Annotated in this window: 11 protein-coding genes; 8 read left to right on the top strand and 3 right to left on the bottom strand. The window is 62.0% G+C overall.

Translation table 11 applies throughout. From position 1 onward, the window contains the following. Positions 1-59: 59 nt before the first annotated feature. Positions 60-1460: an MFS transporter gene (locus LLY24_RS05715; RefSeq protein WP_259035324.1), complete on the bottom strand. Its 1401-nt coding sequence runs from the start codon at positions 1458-1460 to the stop codon at positions 60-62. Positions 1461-1775: 315 nt separating this feature from the next. On the opposite strand from LLY24_RS05715, the gene LLY24_RS05710 reads away from it, so the two are divergent. From LLY24_RS05710 to LLY24_RS05700, 3 genes are all read left to right on the top strand, one after another. After that, complete coding sequence (locus LLY24_RS05710) at positions 1776-2156, top strand: VOC family protein (protein ID WP_259035323.1); 381 nt, start codon at positions 1776-1778, stop codon at positions 2154-2156. A gap of 77 nt (positions 2157-2233) precedes the next feature. Beyond that, on the top strand, positions 2234-2626 hold the full coding sequence (locus tag LLY24_RS05705) for a DUF4870 family protein (RefSeq protein WP_259035322.1): 393 nt from the start codon (positions 2234-2236) through the stop codon (positions 2624-2626). A 3-nt stretch (positions 2627-2629) separates the two neighbouring features. Further along, complete coding sequence (locus tag LLY24_RS05700) at positions 2630-3556, top strand: lysophospholipid acyltransferase family protein (protein ID WP_259035321.1); 927 nt, start codon at positions 2630-2632, stop codon at positions 3554-3556. Positions 3557-3570: 14 nt separating this feature from the next. On the opposite strand, the gene LLY24_RS05695 is transcribed toward LLY24_RS05700, so the two are convergent. Both LLY24_RS05695 and LLY24_RS05690 read right to left on the bottom strand, forming a co-directional pair. After that, positions 3571-4980, bottom strand: coding sequence for a mannose-1-phosphate guanylyltransferase/mannose-6-phosphate isomerase (locus LLY24_RS05695; protein ID WP_259035320.1), 1410 nt, complete (start codon positions 4978-4980; stop codon positions 3571-3573). Between the two features lie 22 nt (positions 4981-5002). Beyond that, positions 5003-6694, bottom strand: coding sequence for an alkaline phosphatase family protein (locus LLY24_RS05690; RefSeq protein ID WP_259035319.1), 1692 nt, complete (start codon positions 6692-6694; stop codon positions 5003-5005). 336 nt (positions 6695-7030) lie between these two features. Between LLY24_RS05690 and LLY24_RS05685 the strand changes: the two genes are divergently transcribed. The 5 genes from LLY24_RS05685 to recC all read left to right on the top strand — a co-directional run bounded on the left by LLY24_RS05685 (position 7031) and on the right by recC (position 15982). Continuing rightward, positions 7031-8572, top strand: coding sequence for an OpgD/OpgG family glucan biosynthesis protein (locus LLY24_RS05685; protein WP_259035318.1), 1542 nt, complete (start codon positions 7031-7033; stop codon positions 8570-8572). Next, a complete protein-coding gene (gene mdoH, locus LLY24_RS05680) occupies positions 8565-10514 on the top strand; it encodes a glucans biosynthesis glucosyltransferase MdoH (RefSeq protein ID WP_259035317.1) in 1950 nt (649 codons plus the stop codon). The genes LLY24_RS05685 and mdoH overlap by 8 nt, the downstream gene beginning before the upstream one ends. Before the next feature lie 81 nt (positions 10515-10595). After that, entirely contained in the window at positions 10596-11366 is a 771-nt protein-coding gene (locus tag LLY24_RS05675; protein ID WP_259035316.1) for a creatininase family protein, read from the top strand. A gap of 286 nt (positions 11367-11652) precedes the next feature. Next, positions 11653-12015, top strand: a complete 363-nt coding sequence (locus LLY24_RS05670) for a DUF5362 domain-containing protein (RefSeq protein WP_259035315.1) — start codon at positions 11653-11655, stop codon at positions 12013-12015. Positions 12016-12352: 337 nt separating this feature from the next. Further along, on the top strand, positions 12353-15982 hold the full coding sequence (gene recC, locus LLY24_RS05665; protein WP_259035314.1) for an exodeoxyribonuclease V subunit gamma: 3630 nt from the start codon (positions 12353-12355) through the stop codon (positions 15980-15982). Positions 15983-16000 lie beyond the last annotated feature (18 nt).

Raw genomic sequence — 16000 nt, 5'->3', positions numbered from 1 at the left:
TCGTTGCGTCAACGCTCGATGGTAGGTTCAGGAACAAGGCCGCACCATGCGGCAAAGGTCTACCCTGTCTCGTCAGTACGCTCGCTAGGTGCGCGGTGCGGTGCCAGATCGGCGTCGTCGTAGTAAAGCACGTGCTCTTCGTCTGGCGGCGGCGGGCCGACCACGGGCTCGGCGACCTCCACCTCGGGCACCACGTCCGAGAGATCCTCCAGGTGCTCGTGCTCCAGCGCCCCTTGCACCAGCTCTTCGGTAACCACGAGCTCAGCGCCCACGGAGGACATGGGCGCCGTGGCGGTAAAGGGCGCCACGGGTACCGGCGCCGGGCGCACGCTGCGCCGCCAGGCAAAGAAAAGCACGAAGAACAAACTCAGCGCGCCGAACGACCAGAACAGGCCGCCATCGCCCACGGCCGTCATGATGGGAGAGATCAGCATGGGGCTCAGCGTCGAGCCGATGGCATTGATCAGCAGCAACCCCTGGCTCATGCGCACCAATGCGCCTGCGGGGGCACGGTCGGCGGCGTGGCTTACCGCGACAGGGTAGAGGGCGAACACGCCGCCGCCAAGCAGGAATAACAGCGCCGCCAAAAGCGGCAGTGAGAGCGGCAGCCATAAGATCGCCGCCGAGATGACCACGCAGAACGAAGCGATCGCCATCAGCACGATCTGACGATCATGGCGATCCGACCAGCGGCCAATGGGATACTGCAGCAGCATGGCGCCAAGAATCACCACCGCCATCAACTGCCCCACTTGCGCAACACTCATACCAATACGCTGAAGATAGAGCGGCAGGAGCGTATAGGCGGCGGCCACCACCATGCCCGAACCGAAGCTGCCCATCACGCCCGTCGGCGTCATGGTGATCAAACGGTGCGGCGGCAGCGGCTCGGCGTGTTCGATGAGCGGCGAAACCCGAGGGATCATCGCCATGGGCAGCACCGAAAGCGACGCCAGCATACCGATGACCATGAAGGGTGCCGTGACGCCCATGGCGCTGGTCACGCCCAGCAGCAGCTGGCCGATGACCCCAGCGGCGTAGAGCGAGATCATGTAGAGCGCGAGCAGACGTCCGCGCACCTTTTGATCACCCGCGGTCAGAAGCCAGCTCTCGATGACCAGATACACCCCCACCGTTGCCCAGCCGCCGATCAGGCGCAATACGAACCATGCCCAAGGGTCGAAGAACAGCCCCTGCAACAAGACGGTAACGGCGACGAGGGAGGCAAAGCTGCCGTAGGCGCGAATGTGGCCGATGCGTAAGAGCAGGCGGTCGTTGAATAGCGCCCCCAGCGCCAAACCGAGGAAGTAGGCCGACGACACGATACCCACGACGGTCGCGGACTCGCCCGCATCGTCCAGACGAATCGTGATCAGCGAGGCCAGAAAGCCGTTGCCGATCCCCAGAATAAAGAGCCCCAAAAGCGGCGCTAACGCCATGGCCAACAGTTGCCGCGACATGCCTACCTCACCAACGAATGACAAGAAGCAAAGAACCGCCCAGCACCTCGATGTCGCATCGCTCAAGCGACCACTTAAAGGGAGTCGAGCCTCCCGGGCGGGCGGCAATTATTGCCATCAAGCGCGCAAAGTCAACGCTTTTCCCCGCTCACTATTGCACGCTTGGCGTTTTCTTCAACTCAGTGCGCGTTACAGCGTGTATCTTCAGGCCATACTGCCAACGTGGTATGACCGCTGCATTGCGTTAAGTCGGCATTTCGGCAGCGCTTGCGCATCGCGTTATACTGTGGCCCTCACGTTAGCGAAGGACAGGACATGCTTTCAGGTCTGGATCATCTGGTGGTCACCGTGACCGATATCGGTCGCGCCGTCGACTTCTACTCGCGCGTCCTGGGGCTGGATGTACGCTATCGCGACGCCCAGCGCGTTGATCTGATGCTTGGCGATAGCGCCCTTCGCCTGCATCAAACCGACAGCGACATCGCGCCAGTATCGGCAACGCCCACGGCGGGTAGTCTCGATCTCTGCCTGCGCAGCCAGCTCCCGCTGGACGAGTTCAAACAGCATTTGGACGCGCTGGGCATCGAGATCGAACTTGGCCCCGTAGCGCGTCAAGGCGCCAACGGCCCCATCGACTCTCTCTACTTGCGCGACCCGGACGGCAACCTGCTGGAAATCTGCAGGCCGGGGCGCTGAGCCACCAGGGCCTTATCAGCGGCAGATCGCGCGGATCGCCATCAATTTTGAATAGATCATCGAGATAGGAAGTGCGCATGAACGAACGCAACTATGATGAGCCCCCCATCGAGGGGGAGATCGTCTCCGAACATAGCCCTCGCCCCGACACCACCATGGCGATGGTGGTCTACGCCCTCTTTCTGGTGAACCTGATTACCGCAGGGTTCACCGCCGTGATCGGCGTGGTCATCGCCTACGTCTACCAAGGCAAAGGGCCGCAGTGGCTCGATGACCACTACCGCTATCAGATTCGTACTTTCTGGATCGGCACCCTTTACGGCTGCATCTCGCTGCTGTTCACCCTGATCCTTATCGGCTTTCCCATGCTGGCCGTGCTGGCGATCTGGTTCATCGTGCGCTGCGTCAAAGGGTTCAAGGCGCTTCACGAACAGCGCGCGCCGCACAACCTGACCACATGGCTGCTGTGATCGATGACTGATACTTCCCGCCGCGCCCGCTGGCAGGCTAGCGCCATCGCCCGGCTGTGGCGTTTTTTGTCGCACCGGTCGCTGCCCACGCTATGGCGCTTGGCCGCTTGGCTTGGGCCCAAGGTCTACCGCTTCAACAAGCGCGAGCGCAGCGTGACCGACATCAACCTTGGCGTGGTCTACCCCGAGCTTGACGCCAAGACGCGCCGGGCGCTTGGTCAGGAAAGCCTCAAGCACTCGGCGGCCACCATGCTGGAGCTAGGGCACGCCTGGATGGCCGAGCCTGCTCGGGTCGAGGCGAGCATTCTGGCCGTACACGGGCGCGACAAGCTCGACGGAGCCCGCGCCGAAGGCCGCGGCGTCATCGTGCTCGCACCGCACTTTGGCAACTGGGAAGTGCTGAACTTCTGGCTCTCCAGCCACTTTCCCTTTACCGCCATGTACGAGCCGCCCAAGCTCACCCGGCTCGATCCGGTGATTCGCCAAGGCCGCGAGCGCATGGGCGCAAGCCTCGTACCCACCAACCCGCGTGGCGTCGCCGCCCTGCTCAAGGCGCTCAAGCGCTGCGAGGCCATCGGTATTCTGCCCGACCAAGAACCCGATTGGGGCAGCGGCGTCTTTGCGCCCTTCTACGGGCATGCGGCCTACACCGCCACGCTACTGCCCAAGCTAGTGGCGCGCACCCAGGCGCGCGTGGTGACCGGCGTTGCCAAACGCATTCCCGGCGAGGGGTTCGAGATTCACTTTCTCGACGCCGATGAGCGCGTCTATAGCGAAGAGGAGGCGCAATCGGCAGCCGGGGTCAACGCCTGCGTCGAAGCCGCCATCGCTCTGGAACCGGCGCAGTATCAGTGGGAGTACAAGCGTTACCGCAAGGTGGTCGAAGAGGCACAAGGCCTCTCCGACGCCAATCGCTATCGGCTTTATTGAAGGACGAGTCAGCGCTACTCGCTGGAGGGCCGGGCGTAGACGTCATCCAGCCGCTGAATGTCGTCTTCACCCAGGTAGGCGCCCGACTGCACCTCGATCAGTTCCAGGTCGATCTTGCCGGGATTCTCCAGCCGGTGCAGCACGCCGATGGGAATATAGGTGGATTGGTTCTCGCTGACCAAAAAAGTGCGCTCATCGAGGGTTACCAAGGCGGTGCCGCTGACCACCACCCAGTGCTCGGCGCGGTGGTGGTGACGCTGTAGCGACAATCGCCCACCAGGCTTGACGGTGATGTGTTTGACCTGATGGCGCTGGCCGCTATCCACCGCCTGAAAGCTGCCCCAGGGCCGATGCACGCGCGGTGCGCTGTTGGGTTCGTCGCGCCCGGCACGCTTGAGCGCCGCCACCACCTCCTTGACCCGCTGCGCCTGATCCCGCGGCGCGACGAGCACCGCATCGGCGGTTTCCACCACCACGAGGTTATCCACCCCAAGCGTGGCGACCAAGCGATGCTCGGCGAGCACCAACGAATCGCGAGTATCTTCGAGCCATACATCGCCGCGTTGCGCATTTCCCACCGCGTCTTTTTCCAAGGTCTCCCATAGCGCTCGGAAACTACCGATATCGCTCCACGCTGCCTGAAGTGGTACCACGGCAGCAGTGTGGCACTGTTCCATCACGGCGTAGTCGATGGAGTCGGAGGGGCTTGCGCAAAACGCGGCCTCGCCAAGGCGCAAGAAATCGAGATCCTCATGCGCGTTCGCTACCGCCTCCTCGCAGGCCTTGAGCATATCGGGCTGCAGACGTGAGAGTTCCTCCAAGTAGCGCGACGCTTTGAACAGAAACATGCCGCTATTCCACAGATGCGCACCCTCTTCGAGCAGCGCTTTGGCCCGCTCGACATCGGGCTTTTCGATAAAGCGCTCCACGCGAAAGCCGCCTTCGAGGGCCTCACCGCAAGCAATGTATCCGTAACCCGTTTCGGGGTGCGTCGGCGTTACGCCAAAGGTCACCAGATGCCCGGTTTGGGCCAGCGGTTCGGCCTGGCGGACGCTGGCACAAAAACGGGCGGTATCGTCTATCCCGTGATCGGCGGGCAGCACCAATAAAACCGGATCGTCGCCATCGGCCAGGGCAAGTAGCGCCGCGCAGGCAATGGCAGGCGCCGTATTGCGCCCTTCGGGCTCGAGCACAAACCGCGCTTCAGGCGCCTTCTCGCGTAGCTGCTCGGCCATCAAGAAACGCTGCGCCTGATGGCCCATGACGATGGGCTCTTTGGCCCCAAGCGGCGCAAGGCGGGCAAGGGTTTGCTGTAAGAGGCTGCCCTCACCGCAGAGTTCGAGGTACTGCTTGGGCATGCTCTCGCGCGATAGCGGCCAAAGGCGGGTGCCGCTGCCGCCGCTCAAAATTACCGGCTGAATCATCTCGACCGTCCTGTCGTAGGCGCTACTCTTCATCGGTCACGGCCAAGGCGTAGGCCACGGCGTGTTCGAAGGGCATCGCGGATTCCGTTGTGGGCTTTGTTATGAGATTTGCTGTAGCGTTCGTTGCCGTTTCGATGCCGAGCTCCTCACCAAAGCCTTCGCGCAGCCAGTGTCGAATCTCCGACATGCGCGGCGGCGCCGTTAGCTGCGTCGCATCGGGCAAGGCGCCGGGAACGAACCCATGGGCAAGAAAAGGCGCCAACAGCGCCGGGTCTCGACTCACTACGTGCACGGGCACGGCGGCGCTGGCATTTTCGCCGGTAATCAGCGGCGCGGGCTGATGATCCCCCAGGGCGATGAGCAGCGTATCCTCATCGACGACGCGTTCAGCCCAGCGCCCAGTTACCTTTACAGCGTAGTCGATCGACCACATGTAGTGATCGCGAATGCGCTCGATGTCTTGCCATACCACCTCCGGTGGGTCGCCCGCCTCCTCCCAGGGCGCAAAGATGTGACCATCGCCGATCAGGTCCCAGTCATCCAATACGGGCAAAATCGGTGTCCAGGGGGCGTGGCTCGAAATCAGCGCCACCTGGGCGAAGGTCGGCCGCTCGCCCAGCAAGTTACGCTGCATGTAATCGAGCGTGAACTGATCGGGCATGGTGACCCAGTGCAGCGCCGGGCCACGGTAGTCGATATCGCGCGCAGCCACGATCTGATCGAATCCGTAGGCTTCACCCTCGGGCCAGGCCATCGAGATCGCCGGCATCACCCCAAGGGTATGCTGGCCGGTGGCCTTGAAGTCGTCGATCAGGGTCGAGTGTTCGCTTGCCAGCATCAGTCGGTACCACAGCTGATTGTCGATCCAGCGCCCGCTCAGGGTAGTGGCGTGGGCAAGCCACGACTGCCCGCCGCGAATCGGCGCCTCTACGAGTCCCGTTACCAGATGAAGGCCGCGCGCTTCCAGCCGTTCGGCCATCTCCTCCAGAGTAGGCAGAATGTCGCCGTTATAGCGCTCGTCGGCAATCGCGGTAACGCCGTAGGATTCGATGAAGGTCAGCAGCACTTGCTTATCGGCAAGCCCCGGCAGCGCCTGAGTGTCCAAGGGGGACATGGCAAGTTCGGCCGTGAAGCGTTTGCGCGCGGCATGCGTTGCCATGATCTGCTCGGCCTGAAAGCGCGTGGTCTCGGCCATTACCGCCCGCGCCGCCGCCACGGGGTGGGTGCCGTAAAGCGCCAACAGGGTCATTACCCCTGCCAGTGATGCCATGCCCAGGGCAAACTTGCCTTCCAGCGTGCCAAGGCGGTAGCGCCGAGCGGGCATCATCAGCCGCCAAAGCCACCAAACGAGCGCCAAGCAGATCAATCCCGCCGTCGCCATTGCGCAAATTGCCCAAAGTTGGCCTACATTACCTACTAGCAAATGGTAGACCGAACGCAGCAGGGGCAGGTCGAGGTAGAGATTGAGCGGTCGGCCAAACGCCATATGCGTGGCAAGCTCGCCAAAGTTGGCGGCCACGACCAGCACGATCCAGGCCGTCGCGATAGCGGCGAGCCATCCTCGCCACCAGCGGTGTGGCATCAGCAGCATACCGGGCAGCATGACCCACGCTTCCCAGGCTATCCACTGCTGAGCGATACCGCCAAAGCGCCACCACAGCGGGGCGATCAATAGTACATTGAGCGCCAGGGCGCCTAACCATAATCGAATCATTCATCTCTCATACCAGGAGGCTTATCAGTACGCCGGGGGATAACGTGTCAGCAGCATCGCAAGCCGTTGCAGGCGTACGCCGAACAATCAGAACGTTAAAGCTAGAACCTAGACACAAGGGTCTTTATGGAAAGTCGTCGAGCGAAGACAAGACAAGGCAAAAATTGACGAAGAAACGGAGTTTACAGATGGTAAATGAGTATTCTGAGTCAATTTTTAACGCCGGATTGTCGAGCGCAGACACTTTACACAGAGCCTAGAACAGCCATTACGAAAATACACGCAAGACAAGGAACACGACGTCTCATTGGCTCCATCAGGACAAGGATTGCATCCATGCGTTTGAACATGGCATTTTGCGGCGTGGCGCTGTTGGGAAGCTTGCCGCTCTCCGTAGCATTGGCCGCCGAAGACGAACACTTTCAAGAGGTCATCGACCGCGCCGAGGAGTTGGCCGCCACCCCCTACAGTGCGCCCGAAGACACCCTCCCCGAAGCCTTGCACGACATTAGCTACGATACCTATCGTCAAATCCGCTTCGACCCCGAAAAGGCGTACTGGAAGGACGAAAGCGACATTAATCTGCAGCTCTTTCATAGCGGCTTTCTCTTCACCACCCCGGTCACCCTGAACATCATCGACGGCGATGACGTCTCGACGCTGCCTTTCTCCGCCGACGACTACCGCTACGATGGCGACGCCGCTCCTCTTGCCGACGAGGAGTTCGGCGACATCGGCCACGCCGGGTTTCGGCTTCACTACCCGCTGAACGAGCACGAGAACGAATACGCCGACGAGTTCGCCGTCTTTCTCGGCTCCAACTACTTCCGCCTGGTCGGCGAGGGTCAGGTCTATGGGCTTTCCACGCGCGGGCTCGCGGTCAATACCGCTCAAGCCGACCAGGAAGAAGAGTTTCCCGCCTTCCGTGAGTTCTGGCTCTACAAACCGGGCGAAGAGGCAGGGCAAATCACCCTGCTGGCCCTGCTCGATAGCCCCTCCATTACCGGTGCCTACCGCTTCGTACTCACGCCTGGTGAAAGCACCGTCGCCGAGGTCGAAGCCGAGCTTTTCGCCCGCGAAGACATCGCCAAGCTAGGGGTTGCCCCGCTCACCAGCATGTTCACCTTTGGCGATACCACCCAAGCCCCCTACGACGACTTCCGCCCGCTGGTACACGACTCCGATGGCCTGCTGATCAACAACGGCCAGGACGAGTGGATCTGGCGCCCGTTGCACAATCCCGAGGCGCTGCGCGTATCGAGCTTCACCGATAGCGACCCCAAAGGCTTTGGCCTGATGCAGCGCGAACGCGACTTCAACCGCTACCTCGATCTCGAAGCCAACTACCACCGCCGCCCCAGCCAGTGGGTGCAGCCGCTGGAGCAGTGGGGCCCTGGGCACGTCGAGCTGGTCGAAATCCCCACTCCCGACGAAACCCACGACAACATCGTGGCTTACTGGGTCAGCGAAGACGCCATGAGCGCGGGCGAACATCGCCGCCTGCACTACCGCACCTTCACTCTCAACGAATCGCCCAATGCCTCGCAGCTGGCCCAAGTGGTACGCACGCGCCACGGCCAAGCAATCGTTCCGGGCGACGAAGGCGAGGAATCTTCCGAGCAGCGGCAGATCATCGTCGACTTCGAAGGCCCATCGCTTTCCGGCTTGAGCGCCGATATGCCGCCTGAGCTTGCCATCGAGAATCAGGGCGGCGAGATCGCCCTGCCCCAGGTCAAGCCGCTGCCCGATGGTGGCTGGCGCGCTACCTTTAGGATTTTGCCGGGCGATGCGCCCAGCGACATCCGCCTGCATCTGACGCATGACGATAAAGCCGTCAGCGAAACCTGGAACTACGTATGGTACCCAAGCGATGAATGAACCGACGCAACAGGCACCCGATATCCCCGGTCTCGCTCTGCGCCGCTGGACCCTTGGCGTGCTGGTGGCTCTCTCCAGCCTCGCCGGGGGGCTTGCCATGTACCGCGTGGCCGCCGATTTCCCCCTGGCCGCGCTGATTCCGCTGCTATCCCTGTTCACCATAAGCTTCACCTGGATCGTATTGGCGTTCTGGAGCGGCGTCTTTGGCTTCGTCATCAGCGCGCTGCGCCTCGACCCGCTAACGCTAAAGCGCGTACCCGGCTTCTTGGATGAACCGCTCACCCAGCGCACCGCGCTGATCATGCCGGTCTACGCCGAGCCGCCTGTGCCGACGCTGTCGGGGCTGGAAGCGACCTGCCGCTCGCTGCTGGAGGCCGCCTCACGCCAGGGCATTGACGATCTTTCCGATCACGTCGAGGCCTTCATCCTCAGCGACACCCAGAACCCCGACCAAGCCCACGAAGAGGCCGTCCATGTGGCAGCGCTCCAGCAGCGCCTGGCGGGGCAGATGACGGTGCATTACCGCCGCCGCGAGGCCAACGTCGGACGCAAGGCGGGTAACATCGCCGACTTCTGCCGCCAGTGGGGGCAGAATTACGACACCATGGTGGTGCTCGACGCCGACAGCCTAATGAGCGGTGAAGTGCTGCTTCGGATGATGCGTCGCATGCAACGTGAGCTCGATGTGGGACTGATTCAAACGGTGCCCATGCCCGTAGGCCAGCGCACGCTCTTCGGACGTTTCCAGCAGTATGCCTCGGCACTGTATAGCCCCATGTTGGCGGCAGGGCAAAGCTTTTGGCAGGGCGAAACGGCCAACTACTGGGGCCACAACGCCATCATTCGCGTGCGCGCCTTCATGGCCTGCGCGGGGCTGCCGAGCCTTCCCGGCAAGCCACCTTTGGGTGGTGAGATCTTGAGCCACGACTTCGTCGAAGCGGCGCTGCTGCGCCGTGGCGGCTGGCGAGTGCTACTGGATACCACCCTGACCGAAGCCCATACTGAAGCGCCGCACTGCCATAGCTTCGAGGCCATGCCGAGTAACTTTCTGGATTTCGCCAAGCGCGATAGACGCTGGCTGCAGGGCAACCTCCAACACCTGCGCCTGCTCGCTGCCTCGGGCTTTCACCCCTTGAGCCGCCTGCACTTTTTGCTGGGCGCGATGGGGTATCTCTCATCGCTGGTATGGCTTGGTCTGCTCATCTGCACCAGCATTTTAGTGGGCTATACCGAGATCGAAGAGCCAACCGTGAGCCCGCTACCGCAGCCGCTATCACTGGGTCTTTTTAGCCTCACCATCGGGCTCTTGTTTGCCCCCAAACTGCTGGGCTGGATACTTGCTTTTTGGCAGAACCCGGAGGCTTTCGGCGGGCGGCTGCGCCTCACGCTCAGCACCATTGGTGAAGTTCTTTTCGCTGCACTCTGTGCACCGTTGACCATGGCCTGGCACAGCCTTTTCATCATCACCGTATTGCTCGGACGCTCCATCGAGTGGAATACCCAGCCGCGCGGCGAACGCTCGCTGCCCTGGCGCGAAGTGTGGCTGCACACCAGTTGGCTTTCGCTATGCGGGATGGCCTGGGGCGCGGCCCTGGCACTGCTCTCACCTACGGCGTTCGTATGGCTCACGCCTGCGTGGCTTGGTTTGATTCTCGCTGCCCCCATCGTCAAATACTCGAGCTCGCCTAGCCGGGGGGATTACGCCACCGACCGTCTCGGCCTGCTGGTCACCCCAGCGCTCTCGCACGCGCCAGCGCTTTTGACCCACTATCAGGCGCTGCTGGATAAAAACGCACACGTTAGCGATAGCGGCATTGCGCCCAACGACCCGCCGCCACCACGGCAGGACGACATGCCCGCGCAGGCGTTGAAAGGCTTCAAGCGCGAAGAGCTTGCTCACTATCGCACGACGGCAGGCACCTTCACTCGCGCTGCTCCCTAATGTGCGCGGCGCTCTTGTTACGCTTTGATCGCCCTCTAGTGGCCCTCTGAACAAGGGGGCTGAAAAGGCGAATAGGTCACCATGCACTACGAATGGCATCACCTTACTTCTCCTCAACTGGCCGAGGTCGCATCGCGCGACCCGGTCGCCCTCATCGTGCTCGGCGCCATCGAGCAGCACGGCACCCACCTGCCGCTAGCCACCGACCTCACCATCGGGCTGGGCTTGCAGCAGGCGCTGCTCGAACGCCTCGATGAAGCGACCGACGTGCTCTGCCTACCGCCTCTGGCAGTGGGCGCCAGCGACGAGCATACGCATTTCCCGGGCACCCTCAGCGTGCCCGCCCCGCTTGCCATCGCCACGCTCGAAGCCTACGGCGACAGCCTCGCACGAGCGGGCATACGCCGCTGGGTACTGCTCAATAGCCACGGCGGCAATAAAGCGGTGATGGATCTGGCCGCGCTTACCTTACGCAAGCGCCATGCCATGCGCGTGGTCAAGGCAACCTACACCCGCCTGCCTGCGCTCGAAGGCGCGATCGACGCCGACGAACTGCGCCACGGCCTGCACGGCGGCCTGCTGGAAACCGCCATGATGCTGCATCTTGCGCCCGAACACGTTCGCCTAGACGGCTACCGCCCCGCCCCACCCACCACGCCCGCACCCGGCAAATTGCTCGCCCACGAGGGCGCCGCCGCCTTCGCCTGGCTCGCCGACGACTTGAGCCCCGAAGGTGTTGCAGGCGACGCCACCCTAGCCACGGCCGAGCTCGGTAAGCGCCTGCTCGACCACTACGCCACCCTGCTCGCCCAGGTCGTCGAAGAGACCGCGTCACTTACACCGCTTGATTGAGTCGACGTCTTTTACGGGTATCGGTGTATGCATCGCTTAATATGGCGATGCATATCCAGTGGCGAATATCGCCACTTACTTGACTCTCACGCTGTCTTCTAGCACTAAACTCCTATACGCATAGCACTGTCCGCCTCGATACTTATTGACAGCAGATAGTGCAATTAGAAAGCAATATTTATCATGATTTAATGAAGACAAATCCTCCAAATAAAAGTAAACTCCCGAGCCTCTTTACCCAGCTAACGACTAGCCAGGTGATATTTCCATCGATCAGGAGGATTTAATGGAGTCTCAGCAGCTAAACGAGTCATTGCGCGGCATTATCGAACCGCTTTATCGAGCCAAGTTTTGGATACAGCTAAACGGCATCATGCTCATCCTTGCCGGTATTCTCATCGCCATTTCCATCGTAGGAATTCTCATCGCCTGGCTCCCTATCTGGGTAGGCGTAGTGTTGATGCAGGCCGCTAAGTCAATCGATAAGGTTTATCACAGCGGTGACGAAAGAGAAATGCGCTTTGCGCTGAGTAAGATCAAGACCTACTTCACCATTTTCGGCGTCATGATCCTACTCCAACTCTTGTTTATGGTCATCATGATGTTCTGGGGTGGAATGGGCTTTAGCGCCATGATGTCGTCTTACTAAAACGCACCACCGCTATCGGCTACCTAAAGCAGAGTCTAAGGTAGCCGATACGCCCGTCCTGCCTTCAATCGCTACCCTTTATCTAGATTGAGCATTAGACCTCTAGGCGCCTTTAATTCTCGCAACCAACGTAATGCTGTCCACCTTAATGGGCACAACTTCTTTTTCGACCCTATGCGGTCAGAGCAAAAGCCGAATAGCGCGGTTGACGCTTGAACTCAGGCATTCGAGCCAGACCATTCAGCATCCACCGCTATCCAACGCTTGATATCCACGGCATTCACTGCGCACTTATGGCACCATGGAGAAGCTTTTCTGCCACCGCTCAGGAATCCTCATGCCTGCCTTTTCCGACTCGTCGTTGACGCCCGGTTTCATGGTTGCCCATGCCAATCGCTTGGAGGATTTGCGCGCGCTGGCGGTAGAGTGGATGCGGCGCCATCCGCTGGGGCCGCTGGAGAACGAGACGATTCTGGTGCAGAGCAACGGCATCGGCCAGTGGCTAAAGCTGGCGCTGGCCGCCGATCCCGAAGAAGGCGGTGCGGGAATTGCCGCCGCGCTCGATGTCATGCTGCCAGCGCGGTTTCTCTGGCAGGCCTACCGCAGGGTGCTGACCCACGTCAGCGGCGATGCTGATGCGGTGCCGCTGACCTCGCCTTTCGATAAGTCGCGTCTGGTATGGCGGCTCCTGCGCCTGCTGCCTACCCTGGCCGAAGAGGAAGCTTTCGCTCCGCTGGCGCGCTTTCTCGACGTCGACCGCGACCAGCGCAAGCACTACCAACTCGCCGAACGGCTGGCGGATCTTTTCGATCAATATCAGGTTTACCGCGCCGACTGGCTCGAAGCCTGGGCGCGCGGGGAAGACGTACTCATCGATGCCCGCGGCGTAGCCAAACCGCTGGCCGACAACCAGCGCTGGCAGCCTGCGCTATGGCGCGCGCTCCGCGACGACGTTGCGCGCACCCAAGGCAGCGCCGGGCTCGCCAGCAGCCGCGCTCAGGTACATCAGCGCTTTCTCACTGCGGCGGAGTCACTCGAAGGCCAGGCCTGCCCGCCGGGGCTGCCACGGCGTTTGATCATCTTCGGTATCTCCTCGCTGCCGCAGCAAACGCTAGAGGCGCTGGCCGGGCTTTCGCGTTGCTGCCAGATCGTGCTCTGCGTGCACAACCCCTGCCAGTTCTACTGGGCCGATATCATCGAACACAAGGATTTGCTGCGCGCCAGCCGCGCCCGCCAGCGGCGCAAGCTCGGCATGCCCGAAGCGCTCGACATTCTTGGCACTGGCGATGTGGATGAGGCGCTGCACCTACACGCCCAGCCGCTGCTCGCGGCTTGGGGTAAGCAAGGCCGCGACTACCTACGCCTGCTCGACGAGCACGACGATACCGGCCACTACCAAACCCTGTTCGAGCAGCAGGCGCTGCGCATCGACATCTTCGAGCCCTTTACCACGTCCGCCCATTCGTGCCTGCTGACCCAACTGCAAGACGACATTCGCGAGCTGCGCCCGCCGGCCGAAACCCAAACCACCTGGCCCGCGGTCGACACCGCCCAAGACGACTCCCTGGTCTTTCACGTTGCGCATGGCGTCCAGCGTGAAGTGGAGATTCTCCACGATCAGCTGCTCGCCGCCTTCAGCGCCGACCCACACCTGCGCCCGCGCGACATCATCGTCATGGTGCCCGACATCGACCGCTACGCACCGCACATCGAGGCGGTGTTCGGCCAGTACCGGGCGCTCTCCAACGCCCCCGGCAGCGCGCCAGAAGACCCGCGCTACATTCCTTACACGCTCTCAGACCAAGCCAGCCGCCACCGCCTGCCGCTGATGATCGCGCTGGAAAAGCTGCTACGCCTACCCGAAATGCGACTGAACGTCAGCGACCTGCTCGATTTGCTGGACGTGCCCGCCCTGCGCCAGCGCTTTGCCATCGAAGAGAGCGATGTACCCACGCTGTCGCGCTGGATCGAAGGCGCAGGCATTCGCTGGGGGCTCAACGCAGAGCAGCGCGCTCGGCTCGATTTGCCCCCAGGCTTGACCCAAAACACCTGGCTCTTTGGCCTAAGGCGTCTGCTTCTAGGTTACGCCGTGGGCACCGGCCCGGCTTGGCAAGAGATCGAGCCCTACGACGATATCGGTGGCCTCGAAGCCGCTCTGGCAGGCCCATTGGCCGCGCTTTTGGAGCAGCTCGAAGCCACTTGGCAGGTGCTCTGCCAGCCCACCGGTGCCACCACCTGGGTGGCGCGGCTTCGCGCGCTGCTGGAGAACTTCTTTCTCAGCGACGAGGCCGATGACAGCCTGATGCTGAACAAGCTCGAAAACGCCCTGCAGGCGTTTCAGGAGAGCAGCGAAGAGGCCAAGCTCGATGCTGACTTGCCGCTCTCCATGGTGCGCGAACACTGGCTTTCGCAGATCGACGAGCACAGCCTTTCGCAGCGCTTTTTGGCCGGGGCGGTCAACTTCGCCACCCTGATGCCGATGCGCGCGATTCCGTTCAAGCGCGTCTGCCTTTTAGGCATGAACGATGGCGACTACCCGCGCTCGCAGCCGCCGCTAGATTTCGACTTGATGGGCAGCGACTACCGCCCCGGCGACCGCTCGCGGCGCGAAGACGACCGCTACCTGTTTCTCGAAGCGCTGCTCTCGGCGCGCGAACAGCTCTACGTCAGTTGGGTCGGACGCAGCCAAATCGACAACGCCCCCCAGCCGCCCTCGGTGCTGGTAGGCCAACTGCGCGATCATCTTGCGGCAGGCTGGCGCGCTGAAAACGATGAAGACCTGCTCGCGGCGCTCACCACCGAGCACCCCTTACAGCCATTCAGCCCGGCCTACTTCACTAACGCTGCCGATGCGCCTGCGGCGTCTGCCACGCGGCTATTCACCTACGCCCACGAGTGGCGCACGCTGCACGCACCACGCCGGGTAAGCGCTCCAGCGCCGCTTGCGGCCTTCGAGCACGAGGCGCCGCCTACCCTTACGCTTACCCAGCTCGGCGGCTTTCTTGGCGAGCCGGTACGCGCCTTCTTTACTACGCGGCTGGGCATTCGCTTCGAGCGTGAAAACGTGCCCGAGCTCGATATCGAACCCTTTACGCTCGATACCCTGCAAAACTGGCAGCTACAGGCCCGGCTGATCGACACGCTACGCCGCGCCCACGACCAGGGCGAGCCACGCATAGAGGCGTTGGCGGCGGCGCTTGACCGCTTCCAAAGCCAAGGTGTCCTGGCTATGGGCGCCTTCGGTGAGCGTATGCGCGAGGCCCTGGCCGAGCCAATGGAGGCGCTCTTCGATGAGTATGAGAAGACGCTGGCAAGCTGGCCCCACGCTCTCGCACACCCCGAACTCGTGCGCTACGAGGGCCACTCGGATGCCGTGGTGGAAGATTGGCTAGACGAGGTGAGAACCAACGACGACGGCGAGCGCTGTCGCGTATTACTGCTGAGCAGCAGTTTGATCACCCAAAGCGCCGGACGAGGGCAATACCGCTGGGATCGGCTTCTACGCCCCTGGGTGGCACATCTGGCAGGCAACCTCAGCGCACCGCTCACCACCTGCCTGCTCTCCAAAGCGGGGCATGTGACGCTCGCCCCTATAGCCGCCGAAACGGCAACAACGCAGCTAAACGCGCTGATCGACGCCTGGCATCAAGGCCTCGACGCGCCGCTACCGCTGGCGCCCAAGGCAGGCTTTGCTTGGCTCGAAAAGGGGGGTGAAAGCGAAAGTGACGGGGGCGAAGGCGATAAAAGCGCCGCCTACCTAAACGCCGAAAAGGCGTACAACGATGGCGGCACACATGCCAAGGGCGAAGTCACCTTCAGCGACTACCTTCGCCACCGTTGGCCGGACTTCGCCGCGCTACACTCGGCCCAGCACCCCAGCGGCGAGACGTTCGCCAGCCTCACCGCGCGCCTTTACCAGCCGCTTCACGCCCAAATTAAAGGCGAAAAACGTAGGGCAGAAAAGTAAAGGCGATAAACCCATCGT

This window comes from Halomonas dongshanensis (assembly GCF_024790395.1).
GTDB classification, from domain to species: domain Bacteria; phylum Pseudomonadota; class Gammaproteobacteria; order Pseudomonadales; family Halomonadaceae; genus Vreelandella; species Vreelandella dongshanensis.
This window is presented reverse-complemented; position numbering and strand designations above follow the sequence as displayed.

Bases quoted from the DNA above. Each gene is read 5' to 3' on its own strand.
- LLY24_RS05715 (WP_259035324.1), bottom strand. From the start codon at position 1,460: ATGTCGCGGCAACTGTTGGCCATGGCGTTAGCGCCGCTTTTGGGGCTC.
- LLY24_RS05710 (WP_259035323.1), top strand. From the start codon at position 1,776: ATGCTTTCAGGTCTGGATCATCTGGTGGTCACCGTGACCGATATCGGT.
- LLY24_RS05705 (WP_259035322.1), top strand. From the start codon at position 2,234: ATGAACGAACGCAACTATGATGAGCCCCCCATCGAGGGGGAGATCGTC.
- LLY24_RS05700 (WP_259035321.1), top strand. From the start codon at position 2,630: ATGACTGATACTTCCCGCCGCGCCCGCTGGCAGGCTAGCGCCATCGCC.
- LLY24_RS05695 (WP_259035320.1), bottom strand. From the start codon at position 4,980: ATGATTCAGCCGGTAATTTTGAGCGGCGGCAGCGGCACCCGCCTTTGG.
- LLY24_RS05690 (WP_259035319.1), bottom strand. From the start codon at position 6,694: ATGATTCGATTATGGTTAGGCGCCCTGGCGCTCAATGTACTATTGATC.
- LLY24_RS05685 (WP_259035318.1), top strand. From the start codon at position 7,031: ATGCGTTTGAACATGGCATTTTGCGGCGTGGCGCTGTTGGGAAGCTTG.
- mdoH (WP_259035317.1), top strand. From the start codon at position 8,565: ATGAATGAACCGACGCAACAGGCACCCGATATCCCCGGTCTCGCTCTG.
- LLY24_RS05675 (WP_259035316.1), top strand. From the start codon at position 10,596: ATGCACTACGAATGGCATCACCTTACTTCTCCTCAACTGGCCGAGGTC.
- LLY24_RS05670 (WP_259035315.1), top strand. From the start codon at position 11,653: ATGGAGTCTCAGCAGCTAAACGAGTCATTGCGCGGCATTATCGAACCG.
- recC (WP_259035314.1), top strand. From the start codon at position 12,353: ATGCCTGCCTTTTCCGACTCGTCGTTGACGCCCGGTTTCATGGTTGCC.